Origin of the sequence: Pseudomonas oryzihabitans, assembly GCF_032027545.1 — a bacterium.
GTDB classification, from domain to species: domain Bacteria; phylum Pseudomonadota; class Gammaproteobacteria; order Pseudomonadales; family Pseudomonadaceae; genus Chryseomonas; species Chryseomonas oryzihabitans_F.
In genome coordinates, this window is record NZ_JAVSJB010000027.1 from 19,339 (window position 1) to 37,933 (window position 18,595).

Consider the following 18,595-nt stretch of genomic DNA (forward strand, 5'->3'; position numbering starts at 1 on the left):
TGCGATCAGAGACCTGCGTCCAGAGCGAATTGGCATAGCAGAGCAAAATGGCCTTCGTCTACAGCGCATTCTGGTTCAAGAGCAAGCAAACACACATTGGCTCTCCCAAAATCAAAGCCTATAGCCGGCGCTTGGCACATCTGATCCGACAAGGCCGGGGACAACAGTCGCAGGGCATCTAGCATGCCGGGCCTCGGTGAAGGGCCGGCGGCCTACCAGCATTTCGATGCCCGGAATGAATGTTGGACATCAAGGTACTCCTCAGACTTGCCGCGTGACCCCACACGCCGGGCCGTTCAACCTCAACCAACCCATTGTGCTCACCTACGGAAATCACATTCGCAGTGAAAGTGAGTTTCCGCTGGAGACCCACCATGTCAGGCCAACCACTCAAACTGTCAGCTCCTTCATCTCGCAATACCTGACACTGCGTGCTGCACGGCCAACCTCACTGCTTCGCCCGGTTTTGACACTGATTGACAAGTGCGCCGCCCAAAGTCGAGAAACAGAAGCATGATGGGAAACATCATAAGTTTTTGAGATTGAACCATATTTAGCGCGGAGGCAGCTTGCCGGTAGCGCGTTGGGCGCCGGGAATTTTTCTGTCTGAATGCAAGGAGGCGCTTGTCACGCGGCCCGCCGGCTTGCCTGTGCACGCCGTGTTATACCTCTGCGCGACAGTACTACCTATCAGGGTGACAGCCATAGCGCCACCCAACTTCCTGTAGCGTCCCTAGCCATCCGGGCTAGGTGGCCAGAATCCAGCAAATCAGGTTAAAACATTAGATTTTCACATAGGCGTTACCTATACGAATCACTGGTTGATGTGTATTCATCCTTTCGTCACTCCGCCGTAACAATACTTCCTTCGGGCCAAGTACTCGCGGGGACGGCGAATGAGTTACATCGCAGGCTATTGCATCATCGGAGCCGGTGCAGCCGGCATGGCGGCGCTGAAGGAAATGCTGGCGTCCGGTTATGCCGTGGACTGCTACGAAAAACAGGCTGAGGTCGCCGGGCACTGGAACGTCGACTACGACGCGCTGCACCTAATCACACCACGCAGCACCTCGTTTTTCGATGGTTTCCCAATGCCAGACAACTACCCGCTGTATCCCAGCCGGGACCAAGTCAAACAGTACATGAATGACTTTGCTGATCAGTTTTCGCTGCGTGAGCATATTAAGTTCAATTGCGCCGTAACTGCGGTCGAGCCGCTGGGTGATCAGGGTGAAGACGGCTGGCGCGTGACCCTGACGAACGGCCAGGTCAGGCAGTACGCCGGGGTGTTAGTGGCCAACGGGCACCTGTGGGATTGCAAGATGCCGGCGGTGGCGGAGAAATTCACTGGGGTGTCGATTCATTCGGGGAAATACCAGAACACCCAGCAGATCAAAGGCCGTGTGTTGGTGGTCGGCTTCGGTAACTCAGGCTGCGACCTGGCGGTGGATGCCGCACAGGCACGCCTAGACACCACCATCGCGATTCGGCGTGGCCAATTGTTTCAGCCCAAGACGCTATTTGGCCTGCCGCGCGCCGAGTTGGCGTTCGTCAACCAATTGCCTGCGGAGCAGCAGAACATGGTGATGAACCTGCTGATCACTGCCTCGCTGGGCAGCCACACCCAGTACCCCGGCCTGCCGGCCCCGGAAACCTATGATCTGGACAAACAGCCGCCAGTGGTGAACAACCTTTTGCTGTATTGGATTCAGCATGGCCGCATCAAGGTGGCGCCGGGTATCGAAGACATCATTGGTACCGACGTGACCTTTACCGATGGCCGTACCGAACACTTCGACACCATTCTTTGGGCGACCGGTTTCCACGCCCGTTTGCCGTTTCTCAACAGCCAACTATTGGAATGGCGCGATGGAGTGCCATTGCGCACCGCTGCCATGACCCTGCCGACCACGCTGGAGTCGCTGTACTTCATTGGCCTGAGTGCCCCGCGTGGTGCACAGTGGCCCACCTACGGTACGCAAACCCGGTTGGTGCAGAAGATCATCAGCCTGCGTGAGCGCGGGGTAAAAGGGCTGGCGCGTAAGTTTGCGCAGTTGCAACAGCACGACTCACGCATCGACATCGTGCGCCGTGAGTGGCAGCAGAATCTAGATGACACCCTCGCCCAACTCAATGCCATGGCGTTGGTCGCGGAGCCCTCGAAAAATCTGGCCCGACCGACCTGATAACCCCAAGCGTGAGAATGCCATGACAGCTGCAGACAATTTTGTGTGTTCAGCCAGCGTATTGGTCACCGGGGCGGGCTCGGGTATGGGCAAAGCGGTCGCCGAGCGCTACCGCGCTGAAGGCTGGCACGTAGTAGCCGTAGACCTCAGCGACAGCACGCTTGAACAAAGTGAGCAACAGAGCGTAGTCGTTTGCAACATCACCGATGAGGCGGCTTTGGCCAAAGGTGTCTCCAAGGCGCTGGCTGGGCGCCCACCGCTGCGCGCGGTAGTGAATGCGGCGGGGATCTTCCCGGTATCGTCGCTGGCCACCTGCACGCTAGAGCTGTACCGATGCATCTTCGACGTGAATGTGCTGGGCACCTTGGCCGTAGCCCGGGTGGGCACGCACCATATGGCACAAGCTGGTGGCGGTGCAATGCTGTTGTTCGCCTCGGTCGATGCCTTTGCAGTGTCGAAGAACCAGTTGCTGTACAGCGCTTCGAAAGCCGCCGTGGTGTCGATCACCCGTTCGCTGGCCATTGAGCTGGCCGACCAAGGCATCACCGTCAATGCCATCGCGCCAGGCTGGGTGGAAACCGAAGGCACCGTGGCAGGAGGACGCATTCAGGCGGCCATTGCCTCGATTCCGTTGGGCCGTGCGGCCAGTGTTGAGGAGATTGCTCAGTGGGTGTGGAACCTCAGCCATGAACCGTCGTACATCACCGGCGAGACGCTGTGTATCGCCGGCGGAGTTTTTATGCGTTAACCCCTAACTAGGGTCTGTAGTATGCAGGAGGCGGCAGCAACGACTGCCGCACCGTCTACAGGCCCCGTTCGCTTGAACCTTTCTGCCGCGTACTACAAAACCTGAGAGGCGTGTGCAATGAGCGAAATGACATCTTCGGCGAAGACCTACGCCGCTCCCAAGCAAAAACATAATCGGCCATTGAACAAAGCGGTACTAGGAGTAACCCTGGGCAATATGGTCGAGTGGTTCGACTTTGCCCTGTATTCCTCGTTGGCCGTGATTATCGGCGACATCTTCTTTCACAGTGAAGACAAATCCACGCAGTTGATTGCGATCTACGCCACCTTCGCTGCCGGCTTTCTGATGCGCCCATTGGGCAGCCTGGTGTTCGGGCCAATTGGCGATCGCTATGGGCGGCGTACTGCGTTGACGTTAAGTATTACGCTCATGGCCATGGCCACCTTTGGGATTGCGTTGATTCCCTCCTATGACAGCATCGGCGTCTCAGCGCCGGTATTATTGGTGTGCATGCGTTTGTTGCAAGGGCTTTCTGCCGGTGGGGAATATGGGGGCTCTTGCATTTTTATCGCAGAACATTCGCCCGACGCTAAATGCAGCTTTTTCACGAGCTGGCTGGAGTTCGGCAACATTTCGGGCTTCCTGATTGGCGGCACGATCGTCAGTGCGTTCATGTACGGTATGGGTGAAGACACGATGAGGGCGTGGGGCTGGCGCATCCCGTTTGTGCTCGGTGGGCTGTTGGGGTTCATTGCGCTATACCTGCGCTTGAACCTGGAAGAAACTCCAGTGTTCCAGGAGATGAAGGCGCATGAGGCCACGCAGCAATCGCAAGCGCGCAGCCTGACGTCAATGCTCGCTGAGCAATGGCCGAATCTGTTGGTGGCCATGGGCCTGGTCGCGGTGTTCAACGTCTGCTACTACATCGTGCTGGGGTACATCCCCGGCTATATGGTCAACGAGCTGGGGTACAGCAATGACGTCAGCAGCCTGCTAAGCACTGTAGGTACCTTCAGCATGCTGGTGCTGATTCCGTTCTCGGGTTACCTGGCCGATACAGTTGGTCGCCGCCGCTTGATCATTCTGGGTTGCACGTTACTGATTCTCTTCTCGATGCCGGCCTTCCTGTTGCTTCAGACCAAGGTCATTGCGTTGGTATATGTGGGCGTATTGGGCCTTCTGCTAGCGCAGTTGTTGTTCGAAGGCGCGATGGGCGCCACCCTGGTGTCGCTATTCCCCGGCGCGGTGCGCTTCAGTGCCCTGGCTCTAAGCTACAACGTGTCAGTATCACTGTTCGGAGGCACTGCGCCGCTGATCAACACGTGGCTGATCGGTAAGTTCAGTAACCCGGTGATTCCGGCGTATTACCTGATTACCGCCGGCCTGATAGGCCTGCTCGCTGCCTTGGTGGTGAAAGACCGCACCGGCAGACCGTTGCCTTGACCTTTATTTGACATCCTCATGGAGCTAGACGGATGTTTGACCAGAACTACCCCGTACCACAATTTCTTCTGGAGGCGCTTACGAGTCCGTCTTCGGTTACTCACGCGCGGTACACGCCGGTCAGCATTTGCACATTTCCGGCACTTGCGCGCCGCCGACGCAAGAGAAAGACGACGCTTAAGTGCAAGCCCAAGCCCAGGCGATCCTCAAGGTGATCGCCAGTGTGGGGGTGGAGCAGGCCGAAATGGAGCTGACCGATGTGGTGCGTACCATGGTGTACGTTCGTAATATCAACGACACCGATGCGGTAGCCAAAGCACACCTAGAAGTGTTTGGCAGCGTTCGCCCGGCCAGCACCTTGGTGTAGGTGGATTCGATGTTGCACACCTGGCAGCGGGTGGAAGTGGAAACCTATGCGATCACGCAGTAAGCGACGAGCGTTAGTGCAAGGCCCCCGCGAAGCTCCGTGGTATCTCAACCCCATACGGGCGTGATCATGAAGTTACTCTGGATACACCCTACTACCCGAACCCTGGCGCTCTAACCTCTTTGGACCGCGTTGATCGCTGAATGACCGCAGCGCCTATCTGGGTAGCTCTCTCGACTTTTGCATCCTACCGGCCAGCGGTCGGCTTCACCCGCTCGCTGTATGCTGATTATATTAACTCGGTGCTGATGGTCGAAGTCGCCATGGCCACAGAGCAGAAAGGCTATGACGGTCTGTATCTCGCGGGGTGGGGCGATCCTTTGCGCGAGATGCGCGAGATGTCGAACATTTCTTTCGCCTCGGTAGGGGAGCAGTCGATGCTGACCGTGTTGGCCATGGCGCGACGCTTCGTGATGGTTACCGTGTCTGACAAAACCACTGCGGCCATCAAGCGAGCTGCTCACGTACTGCTTGCATCAGCGATGCGATCGCATGGCCCGCGACCCTACTCGGATGCCGAATTGTTACTGAAGGCTATTGATGCACCATAGACGCATTTCATTCCTCGCTTTGAAAAGGCGGCCGGGCCTGTATCGCTGACGGCGCCCAGGTGATCTTGGTGGGCTGTCCTACTATGGCCCGCTACCGAGTCGAGCGGTTTACACCCATGTTTTATGGCGCCCGCGCGCCGGTGTTAGATAGTTCTACCGTAGGTCTTAACTATCTGGAGGCGTTGGGCAATATTTTCGAGCTACCCGACTGCGCGAAAAGCGACGCGTTGACATTTCGGACCCCTGATATTGCCAGTCTTTCTGGCGGACGTGCCGCGTTGGGTTTTACCTAGTACGTCGTCGAATCGCTGATGTCCGCGTACAGCGCTTGTACGCGCCCCAAGTGCTCACGCATCTTGCTCATCACCGCGCGGGTCGCCGGCGAGATAGGCGTGTCATGCCGGTGTACGAACGCGAACACCTCGAACATCGGTGGTTCGATCGGCACCCAGCCGAGCACCTCCTGAAAACCCAACTGGTGAATGATCGGCCGCGTGGCGATGACATCGCCCAGACCCATCGTGGCCAACTCAAAGCCGGTTTGCTGATGTTCCACTTCAATGATCGGATCAAGCACTGCACCGGCTTTCTGGGCCCGTTGGGTCAGCAGGCGGCGGATCGGGTCGGCGGTGCGCCAGCGCGCCTCGGTGAGAATCAGCGGCGCGCTGGCCAGATCATTGATGGTCTTCGGCCCTTTCAGGCGGCTTGGATCTGCGCTGATATAGCCCACCCGTGCCGACCATACCGGCTCACTCACGGTCAGGTTGCGCTCCTTTACCGGGATCATCACCAGCCCCGCTTCCAAATCACCCTGGCTGACCGACTGTGCCACTTCCGCCGAGTTGTAGCCAACAATGCGTAGACGCACGTTAGGGTGTTCGCGGCGAAAATCGGCGATTAATTCAGTCAAAAAATAATGGTGTGCGGTACCAAAGGTGCCGAAGCTAGCTACACCGCCATCCAGGGTACGCACCGATTGCACAGCTTCATGGCCCTGGCGTGAAGCGGTAATACAGGCCAGGGCAAAGGGTTGCAAACGATGGCCGGCCTCGGTTAGTACCAATCTGCGATTGGTGCGGATGAACAGGCTGGTGCCTAGGGCTTCCTCCAGCTTGAGAATCTGCTCGGAAAGCGTTGGCTGGGATACGTTCAGGCTCTCCGCCGCCCTCGAGAACGTGCCATTTTCGACGGCAGACAGGAAGTAGTTCAGTTGAATCAGCGTCATCAGCGAACCTTACCCTGAAAATCAAGATGGAACGAAGCATAAGCGATACCTGCATAATAAACGCAACTGTATTGGTCTACTCATCCAGGACACCTTTTTAGTCGAAGAGGATCGTCATACAGAGGTGTTCAATGAGCAAACAAGGTCGTTCTTTCACACCGGAGTTCAAACCCGGTGCCGAATCAAAGCTACAGCTGTATTCAAGCAGCCCGCTCGTTGGGGCTGGTCGAATCGGCGCTATGTCGCTAGGTTAATCAACTACAGGCAGAGCTAGGCGGAGTTACGCCAGCGAGCAAGGCGTTGACGCCCGAGTAGCAGATGATCCAGAAGCGGGAGCTCGCGTTGATCGTGATCTATCAGCTTCACAGCGAAGCGCCTGTCGAACTGCTGTGCTCGGTATTTGAAGTCACCCGCTCGTGCTACTACGCCTACCGTCGCAAGCAGTGCTCACTGGACGTTGCCCGGTTGGCGTTACGAGTGCGGGCCGGCGAACTCTTTACCCAGAGCCGCTGTGCGGTCGGCAGCCGAAGCCTCACGCATCTGCTGTGCGAAGAAGGTATCGCGATTGGGCGATTCAAGGTGCGTGCGCTGATGAGTGAGATGCGCTTGGTCAGCAAGCAGCCTGGTTCGCCCACCTGCTGGCAGGCGACAGTCGTGCGGCCAGACATACCCAACAGATTGGATAGAACCTTCAAGACTGCAGCGCCGAACCGCCAGTCAATACCTGTGGCAGGATACGAAGCCGTTCGAAGGATCTGCGGTTCTCCAGAAGGCTCGTTTCATCCTCGGTGCCTCGGTCGATATACTCGAAGATTGGCCTCGGTAATCGCTTGCGCGCACCGGCGCGCAGATCCTTGAAATTGAGCGCATCGGTCAAGTGCCAAGCCCACCTATCACCGCTCACTGCGGTCAGCCTAATCGACTATCGAGATCAGTCCGCGAAGACCCAGAGAACCATTGCATCTTCAGGCCCAACCGATACCCACTTATGGCCCGCGTGAGCGTCGTAGTAAAGACTGTCACCTTCGGCCAATTTCACCGGCGCATAAATTTTCGAATGAACGACCAGCTCCCCTGACAGGACGTAGAGGAACAGTTCACCCGCATGCGTCGCCCAGTCACTGTATTCATCCGGATGCCGTGCCACTACCCGAGTCTTCAGCGGCAACATCCGCTTCTGTGTCAGATCGGCTGCCAGCCAGATGTTGCTACAGGTATGGGTATTGGCCACGAGGCCATGGGAATGGCGGTTGATGCTGCGTCGAGCGGCGGCGGGCTGGGCAGAACGCCCGGATAACAGTGTGATCACATCGATGGAGAATCCCCGAGCGATCTTGTTGAGGCTGCCGAGTGTAGGCGACAACTCGTTCCGCTCAATGCGTGACAACGCGGAATGAGATAACCCGGTTTGCTCAGCCGTCTTGGTGAGTGTCCAATTCCGCTCCCTGCGCAGCTCTTTGATACGTTCCCCGATTTCGCAAGCCACCTCGTCGTTATCTATTTCAAGCTCATCGCCTGAGAGGGGTGGTCTATCGAGCTGGATATCCAAATTGTTCACCTGCTGGTTTTTCTAGCGGTAGGCAGCCCTGGAGACCCCTACTCCCCTTGTCTCCGGGCGCCTGATCGCATCACGATGCCTGTCCCGGAAAGTGTACGCTGACCATTTCATGTCGAGAACTGAATGCCCGGTATGCTGGCACGCCGTTGCTCGGGCGATCAGTCGAATATCTTGCCAGGATTCATGCGGCCATCCGGATCGATCACAGCCTTGATAGCCTTCATCAGATCGAGATCCTGCGCACTGCGGCTCGCGAGCAATCGTCCCTTGTTGGATTGACCTATGCCATGCTCGGCACTCACGGTACCTCCCAGGTTCAAGGTCGCCTGGTCAACGATCTGGTGTATGCGCTTGGCCGCCACAGCCAGGCGTTCGGGTGAATAGGCGTCCCGATCAAGCATATGGATGACATGCAGATTTCCGTCGCCTATATGGCCAACCATCAACACCCGTCCATCAGGAAACTCGCTAAGCAGTCGCTCTTCTACCTGCGTCGCAAACTCGCCCTGCTTGCTCAGTGGCACGGCAGTATCGTGGGTTACTCCATAGCCGGCGATCTTGTTGGCCTCCGACACACTGTGGCGTAGGCGCCAAAGATTGTTCTGTTGTACCTGACTGGTGGCGACCACGGCGTCGGTAATCAACGCCATTTCCAAGGCTCTTCCCAGCTCGTTCTCCAGCGCACCGCGTAGGTCGTAGCCATCAAGCGTCTCTGTAACCTCGATCAAGAGACACCAGGGCGCTGGCTCGGCGAACGGCCATTGATTGCCTTGGGTGTGCTTCAGCACCAAGTCGACCTGAGCCCAATTGATGATTTCGAATGACAGCAGACGCTCGCCAAGACTGCGGCGTAGCTGTGTGAGCAAGGTAAGCGCCTGCTCGACCCCCTCGAGGGTGACCATGGCCAGTTCACGCACCTTGGGTGCGGGGAAGACCTTGAGCGTCGCCGCCGTAATGATCCCCAAGGTACCTTCAGCTCCTACGAAAAGTTGCTTGAGGTCGTAGCCCGTTGTGTTCTTGCGCAGTGGTGTAAGCCAGTCATAGATCGCCCCATTGGGGAGCACCACCTCCAACCCCAGCACCAAATCACGCATGGGCCCGTAGCGCAGGACCGCGGTCCCGCCCGCGTTGGTCGCCAGGTTACCGCCGATCTGGCAGCTGCCTTCCGCCCCCAGGCTCATGGGGAAGAAATAGCCGCGATCACTGGCATAGTTTTGCACCGCCTCAAGGACACAGCCGGCTTCCAGGGTAACGCTCGCATCGGTTTCGCTGAACTCACGAATCCGGTTCATCCGGCCTAGCCAGACGACGAGCTGTTCCCCCGTACCGTCAGGAGTGGCCGCACCGCACAGCCCCGTGTTGCCCCCTTGTGGCACGACGCGGACTCCATGTTGGCTACAGAGCGCCAGCAGTTGGGCGACCTCATCAGTCGTGCCGGGACGTGCCACGCAGAGTGCCCTGCCATGGTACCGGTCACGCCAATCGCTAACGAAACCCGCGGTGTCATTACCGACCAGCACATTGTCGCTACCTAGAAGCCGACAGATGGATTCCATAAATTCTTTTGAAATCAACGCTGTTTCCTCGCGCTCGGGCCGCCATCCAGCCTGGACGTCATAAAAATCTCGTTTTAGGTTGAAATCACTATACGCACAAGATAACACTATACGCACAAATTATCACTATAGTGGAGGCGGGCGATGTCGGAGGAGCGGAGTAGCAAGAGCGCAGGAATCACACGTCGTAGCTTCATCAGCAAGACGGTTGTGGCAGGTGCGGCGATCGCTGCCGCGCCCCACTTCATTGGCTCGGCACGTGCCGATAGCAAGCGCCTGTTCGTGCGAGATGCAGGAGGTATGTGGACAGAGGGGTATCGAAAAGCATTTTTCGAGCCGTTCTTCAAAGAGACGGGCATCGAAGTGATCGGCATTACCTCGACCGCCGAACCGACCGCCGAGGTGAAAGGTATCGTCGAGACCGGCAACTACACCTGGGATCTGGGTGGAGCCATTAGCATGGCGGCAGCGAACCTATTGGCGGGCATGAACCTGCTCGAGCCTCATCAGCTGAACGATAGCGCAGTCATTCAAACCATCCCTGCACACTTCAACACCCCCTATGCAGTCGGCTCGGACATCTATTCGACGGCGCTCGGCTATAACACCGAGAAGGTGAAGAAGGTGCCCCAGGGATGGGCGCAATTTTGGAATGTGAAAGAATTCCCGGGGCGGCGGGGCCTGCGCAAATATCCCTTCGACACTGTTGAAGAAGCCCTTATGGCGGATGGCGTCGCTACAGACGCCGTTTATCCCTGTGACCTGGACCGCGCTTTCAAGTCATTGGACAGGATCCGGGATGACATCGCGGCGTGGTGGAGTTCAGGGGCCCAAGCGACACAGATGTTCACCAGCGGCGAGATCGACATGATGCCGACCTGGACTTCGCGCATCCTGGCGGCCCGAGACGCAGGCGCCAAGGTAGCGATCTCCTGGGACCAGCACATCTGGGGTATCGACGTCTGGATCATCCTGCGAGGTACGCCCAAGGCTGATCTTTGCCGGCGCTTTATCGAGTTTGCCTGCGCGCCAGAGCGTCAGGCGGCGTTGACCGAATATGTACTGAATGGCCCCACGCAGCCACAAGCATTCCAGCACATACCACCCGAACGCGCTCGCGACCTGCCCACTTACCCCGACAACCTCAAGCGGGGACTACCCATCGATAACGCTTACTGGGCGAAACATAAGTCGGAAGCGCTCGAGCACTTCAACGAATGGATTCTCAGCTAGAGATCGAAGGGATAGGCCATGCACGCGAAATTGAAGATCGAAGGCATTGAAAAGAATTTCGGCTCCTTTCAAGCGCTAAAGCCCACCAACCTCGAATTGCGGCAAGGTGAGTTCTTAACCCTGCTAGGCCCCTCTGGATCGGGCAAGACGACCTTGCTGATGATGGTGGCCGGCCTCCTCGAACCTGACGCTGGAAAGCTGTGGATCGATGGCAAGCTGGCGACCTATGCCCCACCATTCGAGCGCGACATCGGCATGGTATTCCAGAACTACGCGCTCTTTCCGCATATGACGATAGCCGACAACATCGGCTTTCCGCTGCGAATGAGGCGGCGTCCGCCAGCCGAGATCGGGCGCGAAGTCGCGAGGGTGTTGGAGTTGGTGCAATTGAGCCACGTGGCCAACCGTCTGCCGCGCGAGCTTTCAGGCGGCCAACAGCAGCGCATCGCCCTCGCTCGCTGCATCGTCTACCAGCCGAGCATCATCCTCATGGATGAACCTCTTGGGGCACTGGACAAAAAGCTGCGCGATCAATTGCAGATCGAAATCAAACGGCTTCACAAGCAACTGGGGACGACGATCCTGTTCGTGACCCACGACCAACAGGAAGCCCTGACGATGTCGGATCGGGTCTGCCTGATGAACCATGGCCAAATCGAACAGCTGGGAACGCCAAGCGATCTTTATTTCCGCCCCACGACCACCTTCGCCGCGGACTTCCTCGGTGAATCCAACATCCTTCACGGTACAGCCACCGCGCTCGGCAACCAGCAGAGCAGCATCCAATGCCCGGCCATGAATGCAACGCTCGTGGCCGATAGGCAGACTAGCGGCCCGGTAAGCATCATGATCCGCCCTGAACGCATGCGCCTCTGCTCTGCGGCCCAGGCCGGGCTGAACTCGGTGCAGGCGACTCTTGCCGACGTGATTTTCACCGGTGGCGTAACTCGTTTCGTCGTGGATACCGTCGGTGGCGCCCAGCTCATGGTTGCCGGTCTCACCGAGGAAAGTGGGCTGACCGCCGTGCCGGGCGCTCCCGTTTGCGTCTGCTGGGCTCCAGCCGACACCGTTCTGCTTCCAGCGAACACCACGCGGGAGGCGGCATGAATCAGGTCGCTTACGTGCAGGACACGAGTCAGCAGGTAGCTAAGCGCCCCTTTCGACCGAAACCCTGGATGCTGGTGCTTCCAGCAACCTTGTTCTTGCTGGCACTGATGGTCTACCCAGTGCTGGACCTGCTAGGCCTCAGCTTCACCCGCAACGGCAGTCTTTCCCTGTATCACTACCAGCGCATGCTTGACCGCGAAATCTACTGGCGCGTGCTGGGAATCACCTTGCAATTTGCCGCCTGGACGACCGTTCTGGCGTTGGTCTTCAGCTATCCCCTGGCCTACCTGACCGCCACCAGCAAGGCCAGCACCCGCACGCGCTTGATGTTCTGGCTGCTGTTACCCTTCTGGACCAGCTTCCTGGTCAGAACCTTTGCCTGGATTGCCTTGCTCGGGCGTAACGGCCTGTTCAACCAGTGGCTGCAAGCGCTCGGCCTAACGGATGCTCCGGCGGAATTGCTCTACAACTACAGTGCCGTGATGATCGGCATGCTGCATGCCATGATGCCGTTGTGCGTGATCACGCTGTTGTCGGTACTCGACAATATCGATGGCAATCTGAGCCGCGCCGCGATGACGCTGGGGGCCAAACCTGGCAGCACCTTCTGGCGAATCTACTTCCCGCTGTCGTTGCCCGGAGTGGCCGCTGGCGGCCTGCTGGTCTTCATCTCCTCGCTCGGCTTTTTCATCACCCCCGCTCTGCTGGGTAGCCCCAAGACCATTATGCTCCCCCAGCTGATCATTCAGCAGGTCCAGGAACTGCTCAATTGGCCCTTCGCCGGCGCTCTGGCCGTGCTCCTGTTCGTCGCGGTGATGGTGGTCTTCCTCCTCTATGACCGCTTGTTCGGGCTGTCCACGCTGGCAGGGGGAGAAGCACGTCGACGCTCGGGTAAAGCGGGACCCCTGACGCGTCTGGGGAATATGCTACTAGCAGGGCTGGGGCGTCTTTCAGACGCGCTGATCCTTTGCGCGGCACCTTTGGCGGGTCGCTCGGCGCACAGACGACGCCGGCCCATTGGCCGAGCCGTTCTTTGGCTGTTCTCTCTGCTGATGCTGGTCTTCCTGGTGGCACCGGCCTTCGTGATGATTCCGATCTCCTTCACCCAAGGATCGGTACTCGACTGGCCGCCGCAGGGCTTCAGTTGGCAGTGGTATCAACAGTATCTTCACTCGCCGCAATGGCTCGGCGCGACATGGCGGTCGATCAAAGTGGCCATCTTGACCGCGGCCTTCTCGATGCTCATCGGCACCATGGCTGCTTTCGGCCTGCAACGTGGCCTGAGGAAAGGCAATGCCTTGATACTTGCCTTCCTCTTATCGCCACTGATCGTGCCACGGATCATCATCTCGGTCGCCCTGTTCTATCTGTTCTCCCGCATCTCGCTCACCGGCACCACCGTCGGACTGGTGCTCGGCCACACCATCCTTGCTACGCCTTACGTAGTTGTCAGCGTGATGGCCGTCCTGAAGAACTACGACCAGCGTTACGACCAAGCGGCTTGGAGTCTTGGTGCAAACCGCTTCAGAGCCTTATGGCACGTCACCTTGCCACTGCTACGCGGTGGTCTTATCGCGGCCTTCCTATTCGCCTTCGTGACATCGTTCGATGAGTTGACCCTGTCGCTCTTTATCAGCGGCGGCATGCAATCGACCCTACCCAAGCAAATGTGGGATAGCGCGGTACTTCAGGTCAATCCTCTCCTGGCCGCCGTATCGACCCTATTGCTGCTATTGGTCGCACTCATTCTCTGGATATCGGGAAAACTCGGAAAACGTGATCAGGCCAAGCGCTGATCAATCAATGCAGCAAAAGGGACCACTCAATGAACATTCCAACCCTCAATGGCATCTTGCCGCCCTTCCCTACGCCCGTCACGACTGACGGCAAAGTAGACGAGGCCGCGCTGAGAAAACTCGTCGACTATCTGGTTCAGGCCGGTTGTCGTGGCCTGGTACCTATCGGTGGCACTGGCGAATACACCGCGCTGGCTCCCGCCGATCGCGAGCGGGTGGTGGCGATAACCGTCGAAGTCGCTGCCGGGCGGGTCCCAGTCGTAGCAGGCATGGTTTCGCCAGGCTTCGCCGAAGCAGTAGAAGCCGGGAAAGCGTTCAAAGCATGCGGCGCCGATGCCTTGCTGACGGTGACGCCATTTTATGTATCTCCTTCCCAGCAGGGCATTCGCGACTACTTCCGTGCCTACCGTGATGCCGTGGATATGCCGATCCTGTTTTACGACATCCCGTACCGCACGCGAATCGTCACGGATGTTTCGACCATCGTGCAGATGGAACTGGACGGTTCCATTTTCGGCATGAAGGCTTGCAATACCGACATGGCACACTTCAATGAAATCGCCGCGCTGACCACCGCCGACTTCCAGCTACTGTCTGGAGAAGACATGTTGTTCCCCGCTCAGATCGCCTTGGGTGCGCGTGGGGGCATTCTGGCTTCATCCCCACTGATTCCCGAATACTGGGTCGAGTTACAACACCTACTGGATAGAGGCGAGATGCAGCAGGCTATCGCCGCACACCGCGAATTGCTTCCCCTGCTCAAGGCGCTGTTCCTGGAAGCGAACCCTGGCCCGCTGAAGACCGCCATGAAATGGATGGGTCATGACTGCGGTGAGGTATTAGCACCCTTGCGGGCACCGAACGAAATGACTGTAGAACAGATGCGTCAGGCACTGGAAGGGTTAGAACGGAAAGATTTGATTTCTCGTATTTCCCATAAGCTCTAACACGTCAACGCACTACTACCGCGATCGTACGGAAGCGACCGCGGAAACTATCTGCTCAGAATTATCAAGGTGTAATTCTATCATCAAACACTTCACACATCTTGCTTTGCATCTACATGCTGTAAGGTTTCGATAGCATTGATATCGAACGCCCGCAGTATATCCAGCCGGATTGTCGCGCCCTTATCAATCAACAAAAATATAAAGTATGCGTTCAGCTATAGCACAGTTTTTTAAAAAAATTTTCTGATAGAGCTCGCGGCTATACGCGCTGACAAAAGAGTATATTAGGCTGGCAGTAAGGCGGCCCTATAGGAATTTCCGTAGCGAGACCATCGATATGTAATATGAGCCTGATTGGATAGGCATGTGACTCTTTTTAGCTATGAGACGTCATACCGAAAGACCTCTATCCCTCAGTAATTCGACAGTCTTGCCAGATCCTTTGTTATACCAGTACGTTGGCCATGCCTACTCACAACCATCGATCACCTAGTGATGCAGCAAACCGGATACTGCAGGTTGCATGCCACCTATTCAGCCAGCATGGCTACAAAGCCGTTGGAATGCGACAGTTAGCTAAGCGGGTAGGAGTCCAGCCCGGATCACTTTATTATCACATAGAAAGCAAGCAGTCGTTGCTATATGAATTGATAGAACGCTATGAAAGTGAATATTTACACACGATACGTGTGGTGGCGACCAAGTCGGCTAAGACAATTGATGAATTAGTCAATGAGCTTCGGTCCGGCTTGGTGCAATTTGTTCTCTAAAATTCCGACCTGGTACGGCTGGCTCAAAAAGAAACTTCCAATCTTTCGACGGCACAGCGCGGTCACATCCGCACCATCCGCCAAATGCGTGACGTCGAACTACGACGGTTATTGACCATAAGACGGAGCCGGTGGCCGAGCATGTCCGCCTTGAACCAAGCCCTCCAAACGGCAACCGAGGTCCTTGATTATGGCGTGACTTTATATACAACTACCCACACAATTACGCGCCAGCTAATAGAAGATCAGCTCAAGGCGATACTAGTTGAGTCCTTTTGTAACAAATGACGAAGGATAATGCAAAAATCCACTAAGCTGTGAGATAAATGAGTTATATTTCCGGCGAGCACGAAGTTATAAATTTCGCCTGCAAACTTATGCATCTCCTCTGCTATTTATTAGCTAGAACATCTGGAGTGAGATTAGTCTAGGCAGGCCCTTCGTATGAGATGTGAACTGACCCCCGAGAGTTGGACACCCATCCAATCCGAAGGGGTTTTTCATGGCAAAATACACACCGCCGTTTAAGCGTGAAGTCGTAGACGCTTACTTCAAAGGGCGTGAAATAGGTGCTGCGGGCATGGGCGTAAAGCGATTGGCCGCGCATTACGGAATTGCCCGAACGCAGGTTAGATACTGGATAGCACTATTTGAAACGCACCGCCAAGAGGCCCTTGATCGACGCCCAAACCATCCCCGGTCGGCTGAATTCAATCTCGAAGTTCTGCAGCGTATGTGGAAAGAGGATCTGTCCCTCACGCAGGTGACGGTGCTCTTCAATATTCGGTATCCGGGTTTGGTAGCTACTTGGGAACAGTTGTATAAAGAGGGAGGTATTACCTCCCTCTTGCCCAAACCGCGGGGCCGCCGACCAGCCATGACAAAACCTTCAGAACCACCGACTCCGTTGCCAGAGTCTGACGAAGGTCAGACACGCGAGGATCTGCTGAAGGAAAACGCTCGCTTGCGTGCAGAGGTGGCTTATTTAAAAAGCTAGATGCCTTGGTTCGAGCAAAGAAGCTTCCTCCTCATCGGACAGGGCGCGGATAGTGCTCGAATTAAGGCGCCAGTATGCCTTATTAGACCTTTTGGCCATCAGTGGATTGCCCCGAAGAAGTACGTTCTACTACCAAACCAAAGTGCTTGCTGCTGTAGACCCGCATGCTGATCTGAAGTCAGTGATCCAGACACTTTACGCTCGACACAAAGGCCGCTACGACTACCGGCGTATCAAGCTGGCTATTCGTCAGCAGCTTGGTGAAGCGATCAACCACAAATTGGTGCAGCGCCTGATGCAGGTGCTTGACCTAAGATCGATGGTCAGACCAAAAAGATACAGGTAGTATCGAAGAGAGGTGGGCGTTGTAGCTCCCAATACCTTAGAGCGAGAATTCAATCCAGATCGGATTGAGCAAAAATGGGTTACGGACGTGACCGAGTTTAGCGTCAATGGACAGAAGCTCTTCTTGTCGCCGGTGATGGACCTATTCAATAAAGAGATCATTGCCTATGAATTCGATACCGCACCAAGCTTCAGTCTAGTGCGCTCAATGCTAGAGAAGGCTTGGACAAAACGTCGCTCTCATTTGCCAATAATACTTCACCCTGATCAGGGGTGGCAGTATCAAATGGCTAGCTTTCGCCGACTGCTTCAACAGCAGAACGTCATCCAAAGTATGTCTAGAAACGAAAACTGCTTGGACTACGCAGTCATGGAAAGCTTTTTCGCTATCTTGAAGATTGAGCTTTTCTATCCAGGGCAGTTTGAAAGCTTCGAGCATCTCCAAGCTGAAATCTCCAACGATATCGATTACTACAAAGAAGATAGAATTTCGGTACAGCTGAAAGGGCTGCGTCCAATTCAACATAAGATTCAGCAATATTTAACCTAGCACCTGTGACTCACGGTCCAAAAATGAGGGTCAGTTCAGCAGGCCGCCTTTGTAATTTGGAGGCCTCATGGCCACCCATACCGCACCTGCTCACAGCAAGTGTGACCTCGACGACGCCGGCCACAACTACCCGCTCCAGCTCCCGCAGTCCCGCCGTGGCTTCTACCTCGGCACCGTGGACGATGAGGGCCTGCCTTTCAGTCATGAGTCGGCCGAATATTTCCGCAGCCAAAAGGCTGTAGAAAGCGCGCTTAATTCAGGCAAGTGGACTCGGCATTCGCTGGGCATCTGACGAGCTGAAATCTGCCCTTGCGGGATTCATCTTCCCTTGAGGGCGTGATGAATCCCAGGACGTTGGAGGCATCATGGATTTGATTATTCAACACTTTGAAGGCCAGGCATTCGTCACCAACTCTTACGCACCTGGTACCTCTCTTCGCCAAGACCTCTTCGAGCGGCAGTTCACCATTCTCCTGCATGGGCCGATGAAGCTGCTTGAGTGCTCTGGTCGCGGCCCCTCCAACATCGTTGGGTACGTCCAGCTCGGCCAGTGCGGCCGGCTCGATGACATCCTGGCCACTACCCTGGACGCCGTCCGACAAGACCGCTATCCGATACTTGCAGCAGCGCTCGACTTTTACCCGAAACGGATCTCCGTTTCCGATCGCCACGGTCACCTGGTCATGGCGGGCAAGGTAGATCGTGAAAGCCGACGCATCGACTGGATCGACCCCTGCCGTACTGCCGAGGAAGAGAAGGTGGTGCTGGCTCAGATCCAGCTGTTACGTTCGCGCTCTGCGTTCCAACACGGCTGGGACAACTTCAGTACCTCACGACTACTAGACACTGACCTGCTCAAGGGCCGGCTGGTCCACAAAGCCTGGCGGCCGCACGTACGCGCGCTGCTGAACGCCTGATCTCTCCACCCCCCACCAGGGGCTCTCTCCCTGGTGGGATATGGCCCTGACACACCTCGGTGTTTGCCAGCTAGCTATCGATTGCTATGCTGCAACCTCAACAGGATGTGAACCATGCCATATAAAGTTGTGATCTCAGGATGCGTCGAATGCGCGGTCGTCAGCCTCAAGGCTGCCGGTCGGGCTCTTGCCTTCTACCGAGCGCTAGGTGTGTAAGCCCAGTACGTTGTTCAGTA

General features: G+C 56.5%; 16 protein-coding genes and 2 pseudogenes. 14 read left to right on the forward strand and 4 right to left on the reverse strand.

Annotated elements, in window-relative coordinates; all coding sequences use genetic code 11:
* Window positions 1–896 precede the first annotated feature (896 nt).
* The 5 genes from RND78_RS25330 (at window position 897) to RND78_RS25350 (ending at window position 5,355) form a co-directional block, all read left to right on the forward strand.
* Window positions 897–2,186, forward strand: coding sequence for an NAD(P)/FAD-dependent oxidoreductase (locus tag RND78_RS25330; RefSeq protein ID WP_312732715.1), 1,290 nt, complete (start codon window positions 897–899; stop codon window positions 2,184–2,186).
* Window positions 2,187–2,208: 22 nt separating this feature from the next.
* Window positions 2,209–2,934, forward strand: coding sequence for an SDR family oxidoreductase (locus RND78_RS25335; RefSeq protein WP_312732716.1), 726 nt, complete (start codon window positions 2,209–2,211; stop codon window positions 2,932–2,934).
* Window positions 2,935–3,051: 117 nt separating this feature from the next.
* Entirely contained in the window at window positions 3,052–4,377 is a 1,326-nt protein-coding gene (locus RND78_RS25340; RefSeq protein WP_312732717.1) for an MFS transporter, read from the forward strand.
* Between the two features lie 181 nt (window positions 4,378–4,558).
* Window positions 4,559–4,744: a Rid family hydrolase gene (locus RND78_RS25345; protein WP_312732718.1), complete on the forward strand. Its 186-nt coding sequence runs from the start codon at window positions 4,559–4,561 to the stop codon at window positions 4,742–4,744.
* Between the two features lie 203 nt (window positions 4,745–4,947).
* Entirely contained in the window at window positions 4,948–5,355 is a 408-nt protein-coding gene (locus RND78_RS25350) for a hypothetical protein (RefSeq protein ID WP_312732719.1), read from the forward strand.
* Window positions 5,356–5,644: 289 nt separating this feature from the next.
* On the opposite strand, the gene RND78_RS25355 is transcribed toward RND78_RS25350, so the two are convergent.
* On the reverse strand, window positions 5,645–6,580 hold the full coding sequence (locus RND78_RS25355) for a LysR family transcriptional regulator (protein ID WP_312732720.1): 936 nt from the start codon (window positions 6,578–6,580) through the stop codon (window positions 5,645–5,647).
* Window positions 6,581–6,898: 318 nt separating this feature from the next.
* Here RND78_RS25355 and RND78_RS28540 point away from each other — a divergent pair.
* A pseudogene (locus tag RND78_RS28540) lies at window positions 6,899–7,192 on the forward strand (IS3 family transposase); the annotation flags it as partial.
* Between the two features lie 79 nt (window positions 7,193–7,271).
* Here RND78_RS28540 and RND78_RS25360 read toward each other — a convergent pair.
* The 3 genes from RND78_RS25360 to RND78_RS25370 form a co-directional block, all read right to left on the reverse strand.
* Window positions 7,272–7,457 (reverse strand): alpha-hydroxy-acid oxidizing protein, encoded by a 186-nt coding sequence (locus RND78_RS25360; RefSeq protein ID WP_312732721.1) that lies wholly within the window; start codon window positions 7,455–7,457, stop codon window positions 7,272–7,274.
* A 54-nt stretch (window positions 7,458–7,511) separates the two neighbouring features.
* Window positions 7,512–8,129, reverse strand: coding sequence for an XRE family transcriptional regulator (locus RND78_RS25365; RefSeq protein ID WP_312732722.1), 618 nt, complete (start codon window positions 8,127–8,129; stop codon window positions 7,512–7,514).
* A gap of 167 nt (window positions 8,130–8,296) precedes the next feature.
* On the reverse strand, window positions 8,297–9,712 hold the full coding sequence (locus tag RND78_RS25370; RefSeq protein ID WP_312732723.1) for an FAD-binding oxidoreductase: 1,416 nt from the start codon (window positions 9,710–9,712) through the stop codon (window positions 8,297–8,299).
* A 126-nt stretch (window positions 9,713–9,838) separates the two neighbouring features.
* Between RND78_RS25370 and RND78_RS25375 the strand changes: the two genes are divergently transcribed.
* The 8 genes and pseudogenes from RND78_RS25375 to RND78_RS25405 all read left to right on the forward strand — a co-directional run bounded on the left by RND78_RS25375 (window position 9,839) and on the right by RND78_RS25405 (window position 18,359).
* Entirely contained in the window at window positions 9,839–10,927 is a 1,089-nt protein-coding gene (locus RND78_RS25375) for an ABC transporter substrate-binding protein (RefSeq protein WP_312732724.1), read from the forward strand.
* A gap of 18 nt (window positions 10,928–10,945) precedes the next feature.
* Window positions 10,946–12,034 carry an ABC transporter ATP-binding protein gene (locus tag RND78_RS25380; protein WP_312732725.1) on the forward strand — a complete coding sequence of 363 codons (1,089 nt, stop codon included), beginning with the start codon at window positions 10,946–10,948 and terminating at the stop codon, window positions 12,032–12,034.
* Window positions 12,031–13,830, forward strand: coding sequence for an ABC transporter permease subunit (locus RND78_RS25385; RefSeq protein WP_312732726.1), 1,800 nt, complete (start codon window positions 12,031–12,033; stop codon window positions 13,828–13,830). Before RND78_RS25380 ends, RND78_RS25385 begins: the two co-directional genes overlap by 4 nt.
* A gap of 29 nt (window positions 13,831–13,859) precedes the next feature.
* Entirely contained in the window at window positions 13,860–14,777 is a 918-nt protein-coding gene (gene dapA / locus RND78_RS25390; RefSeq protein WP_312732727.1) for a 4-hydroxy-tetrahydrodipicolinate synthase, read from the forward strand.
* 467 nt (window positions 14,778–15,244) lie between these two features.
* Complete coding sequence (locus RND78_RS28545; protein WP_409457130.1) at window positions 15,245–15,550, forward strand: TetR/AcrR family transcriptional regulator; 306 nt, start codon at window positions 15,245–15,247, stop codon at window positions 15,548–15,550.
* A gap of 502 nt (window positions 15,551–16,052) precedes the next feature.
* Window positions 16,053–17,442 (forward strand): annotated as a pseudogene (locus tag RND78_RS25395) (IS3 family transposase).
* A 67-nt stretch (window positions 17,443–17,509) separates the two neighbouring features.
* On the forward strand, window positions 17,510–17,734 hold the full coding sequence (locus RND78_RS25400; RefSeq protein WP_312732728.1) for a hypothetical protein: 225 nt from the start codon (window positions 17,510–17,512) through the stop codon (window positions 17,732–17,734).
* A 73-nt stretch (window positions 17,735–17,807) separates the two neighbouring features.
* Window positions 17,808–18,359: a hypothetical protein gene (locus RND78_RS25405; protein WP_312732729.1), complete on the forward strand. Its 552-nt coding sequence runs from the start codon at window positions 17,808–17,810 to the stop codon at window positions 18,357–18,359.
* Window positions 18,360–18,595: the final 236 nt, after the last annotated feature.

What these genes read in the sequence shown, in the direction of transcription:
- RND78_RS25355 (WP_312732720.1), bottom strand. Translation starts at nt 6,580, where the DNA reads ATGACGCTGATTCAACTGAACTACTTCCTGTCTGCCGTCGAAAATGGC.
- RND78_RS25385 (WP_312732726.1), top strand. Translation starts at nt 12,031, where the DNA reads ATGAATCAGGTCGCTTACGTGCAGGACACGAGTCAGCAGGTAGCTAAG.
- RND78_RS25400 (WP_312732728.1), top strand. Translation starts at nt 17,510, where the DNA reads ATGGCCACCCATACCGCACCTGCTCACAGCAAGTGTGACCTCGACGAC.
- RND78_RS25405 (WP_312732729.1), top strand. Translation starts at nt 17,808, where the DNA reads ATGGATTTGATTATTCAACACTTTGAAGGCCAGGCATTCGTCACCAAC.
- RND78_RS25350 (WP_312732719.1), top strand. Translation starts at nt 4,948, where the DNA reads ATGACCGCAGCGCCTATCTGGGTAGCTCTCTCGACTTTTGCATCCTAC.
- RND78_RS28545 (WP_409457130.1), top strand. Translation starts at nt 15,245, where the DNA reads ATGCCTACTCACAACCATCGATCACCTAGTGATGCAGCAAACCGGATA.
- RND78_RS25335 (WP_312732716.1), top strand. Translation starts at nt 2,209, where the DNA reads ATGACAGCTGCAGACAATTTTGTGTGTTCAGCCAGCGTATTGGTCACC.
- RND78_RS25375 (WP_312732724.1), top strand. Translation starts at nt 9,839, where the DNA reads ATGTCGGAGGAGCGGAGTAGCAAGAGCGCAGGAATCACACGTCGTAGC.
- RND78_RS25330 (WP_312732715.1), top strand. Translation starts at nt 897, where the DNA reads ATGAGTTACATCGCAGGCTATTGCATCATCGGAGCCGGTGCAGCCGGC.
- RND78_RS25340 (WP_312732717.1), top strand. Translation starts at nt 3,052, where the DNA reads ATGAGCGAAATGACATCTTCGGCGAAGACCTACGCCGCTCCCAAGCAA.
- RND78_RS25380 (WP_312732725.1), top strand. Translation starts at nt 10,946, where the DNA reads ATGCACGCGAAATTGAAGATCGAAGGCATTGAAAAGAATTTCGGCTCC.
- dapA (WP_312732727.1), top strand. Translation starts at nt 13,860, where the DNA reads ATGAACATTCCAACCCTCAATGGCATCTTGCCGCCCTTCCCTACGCCC.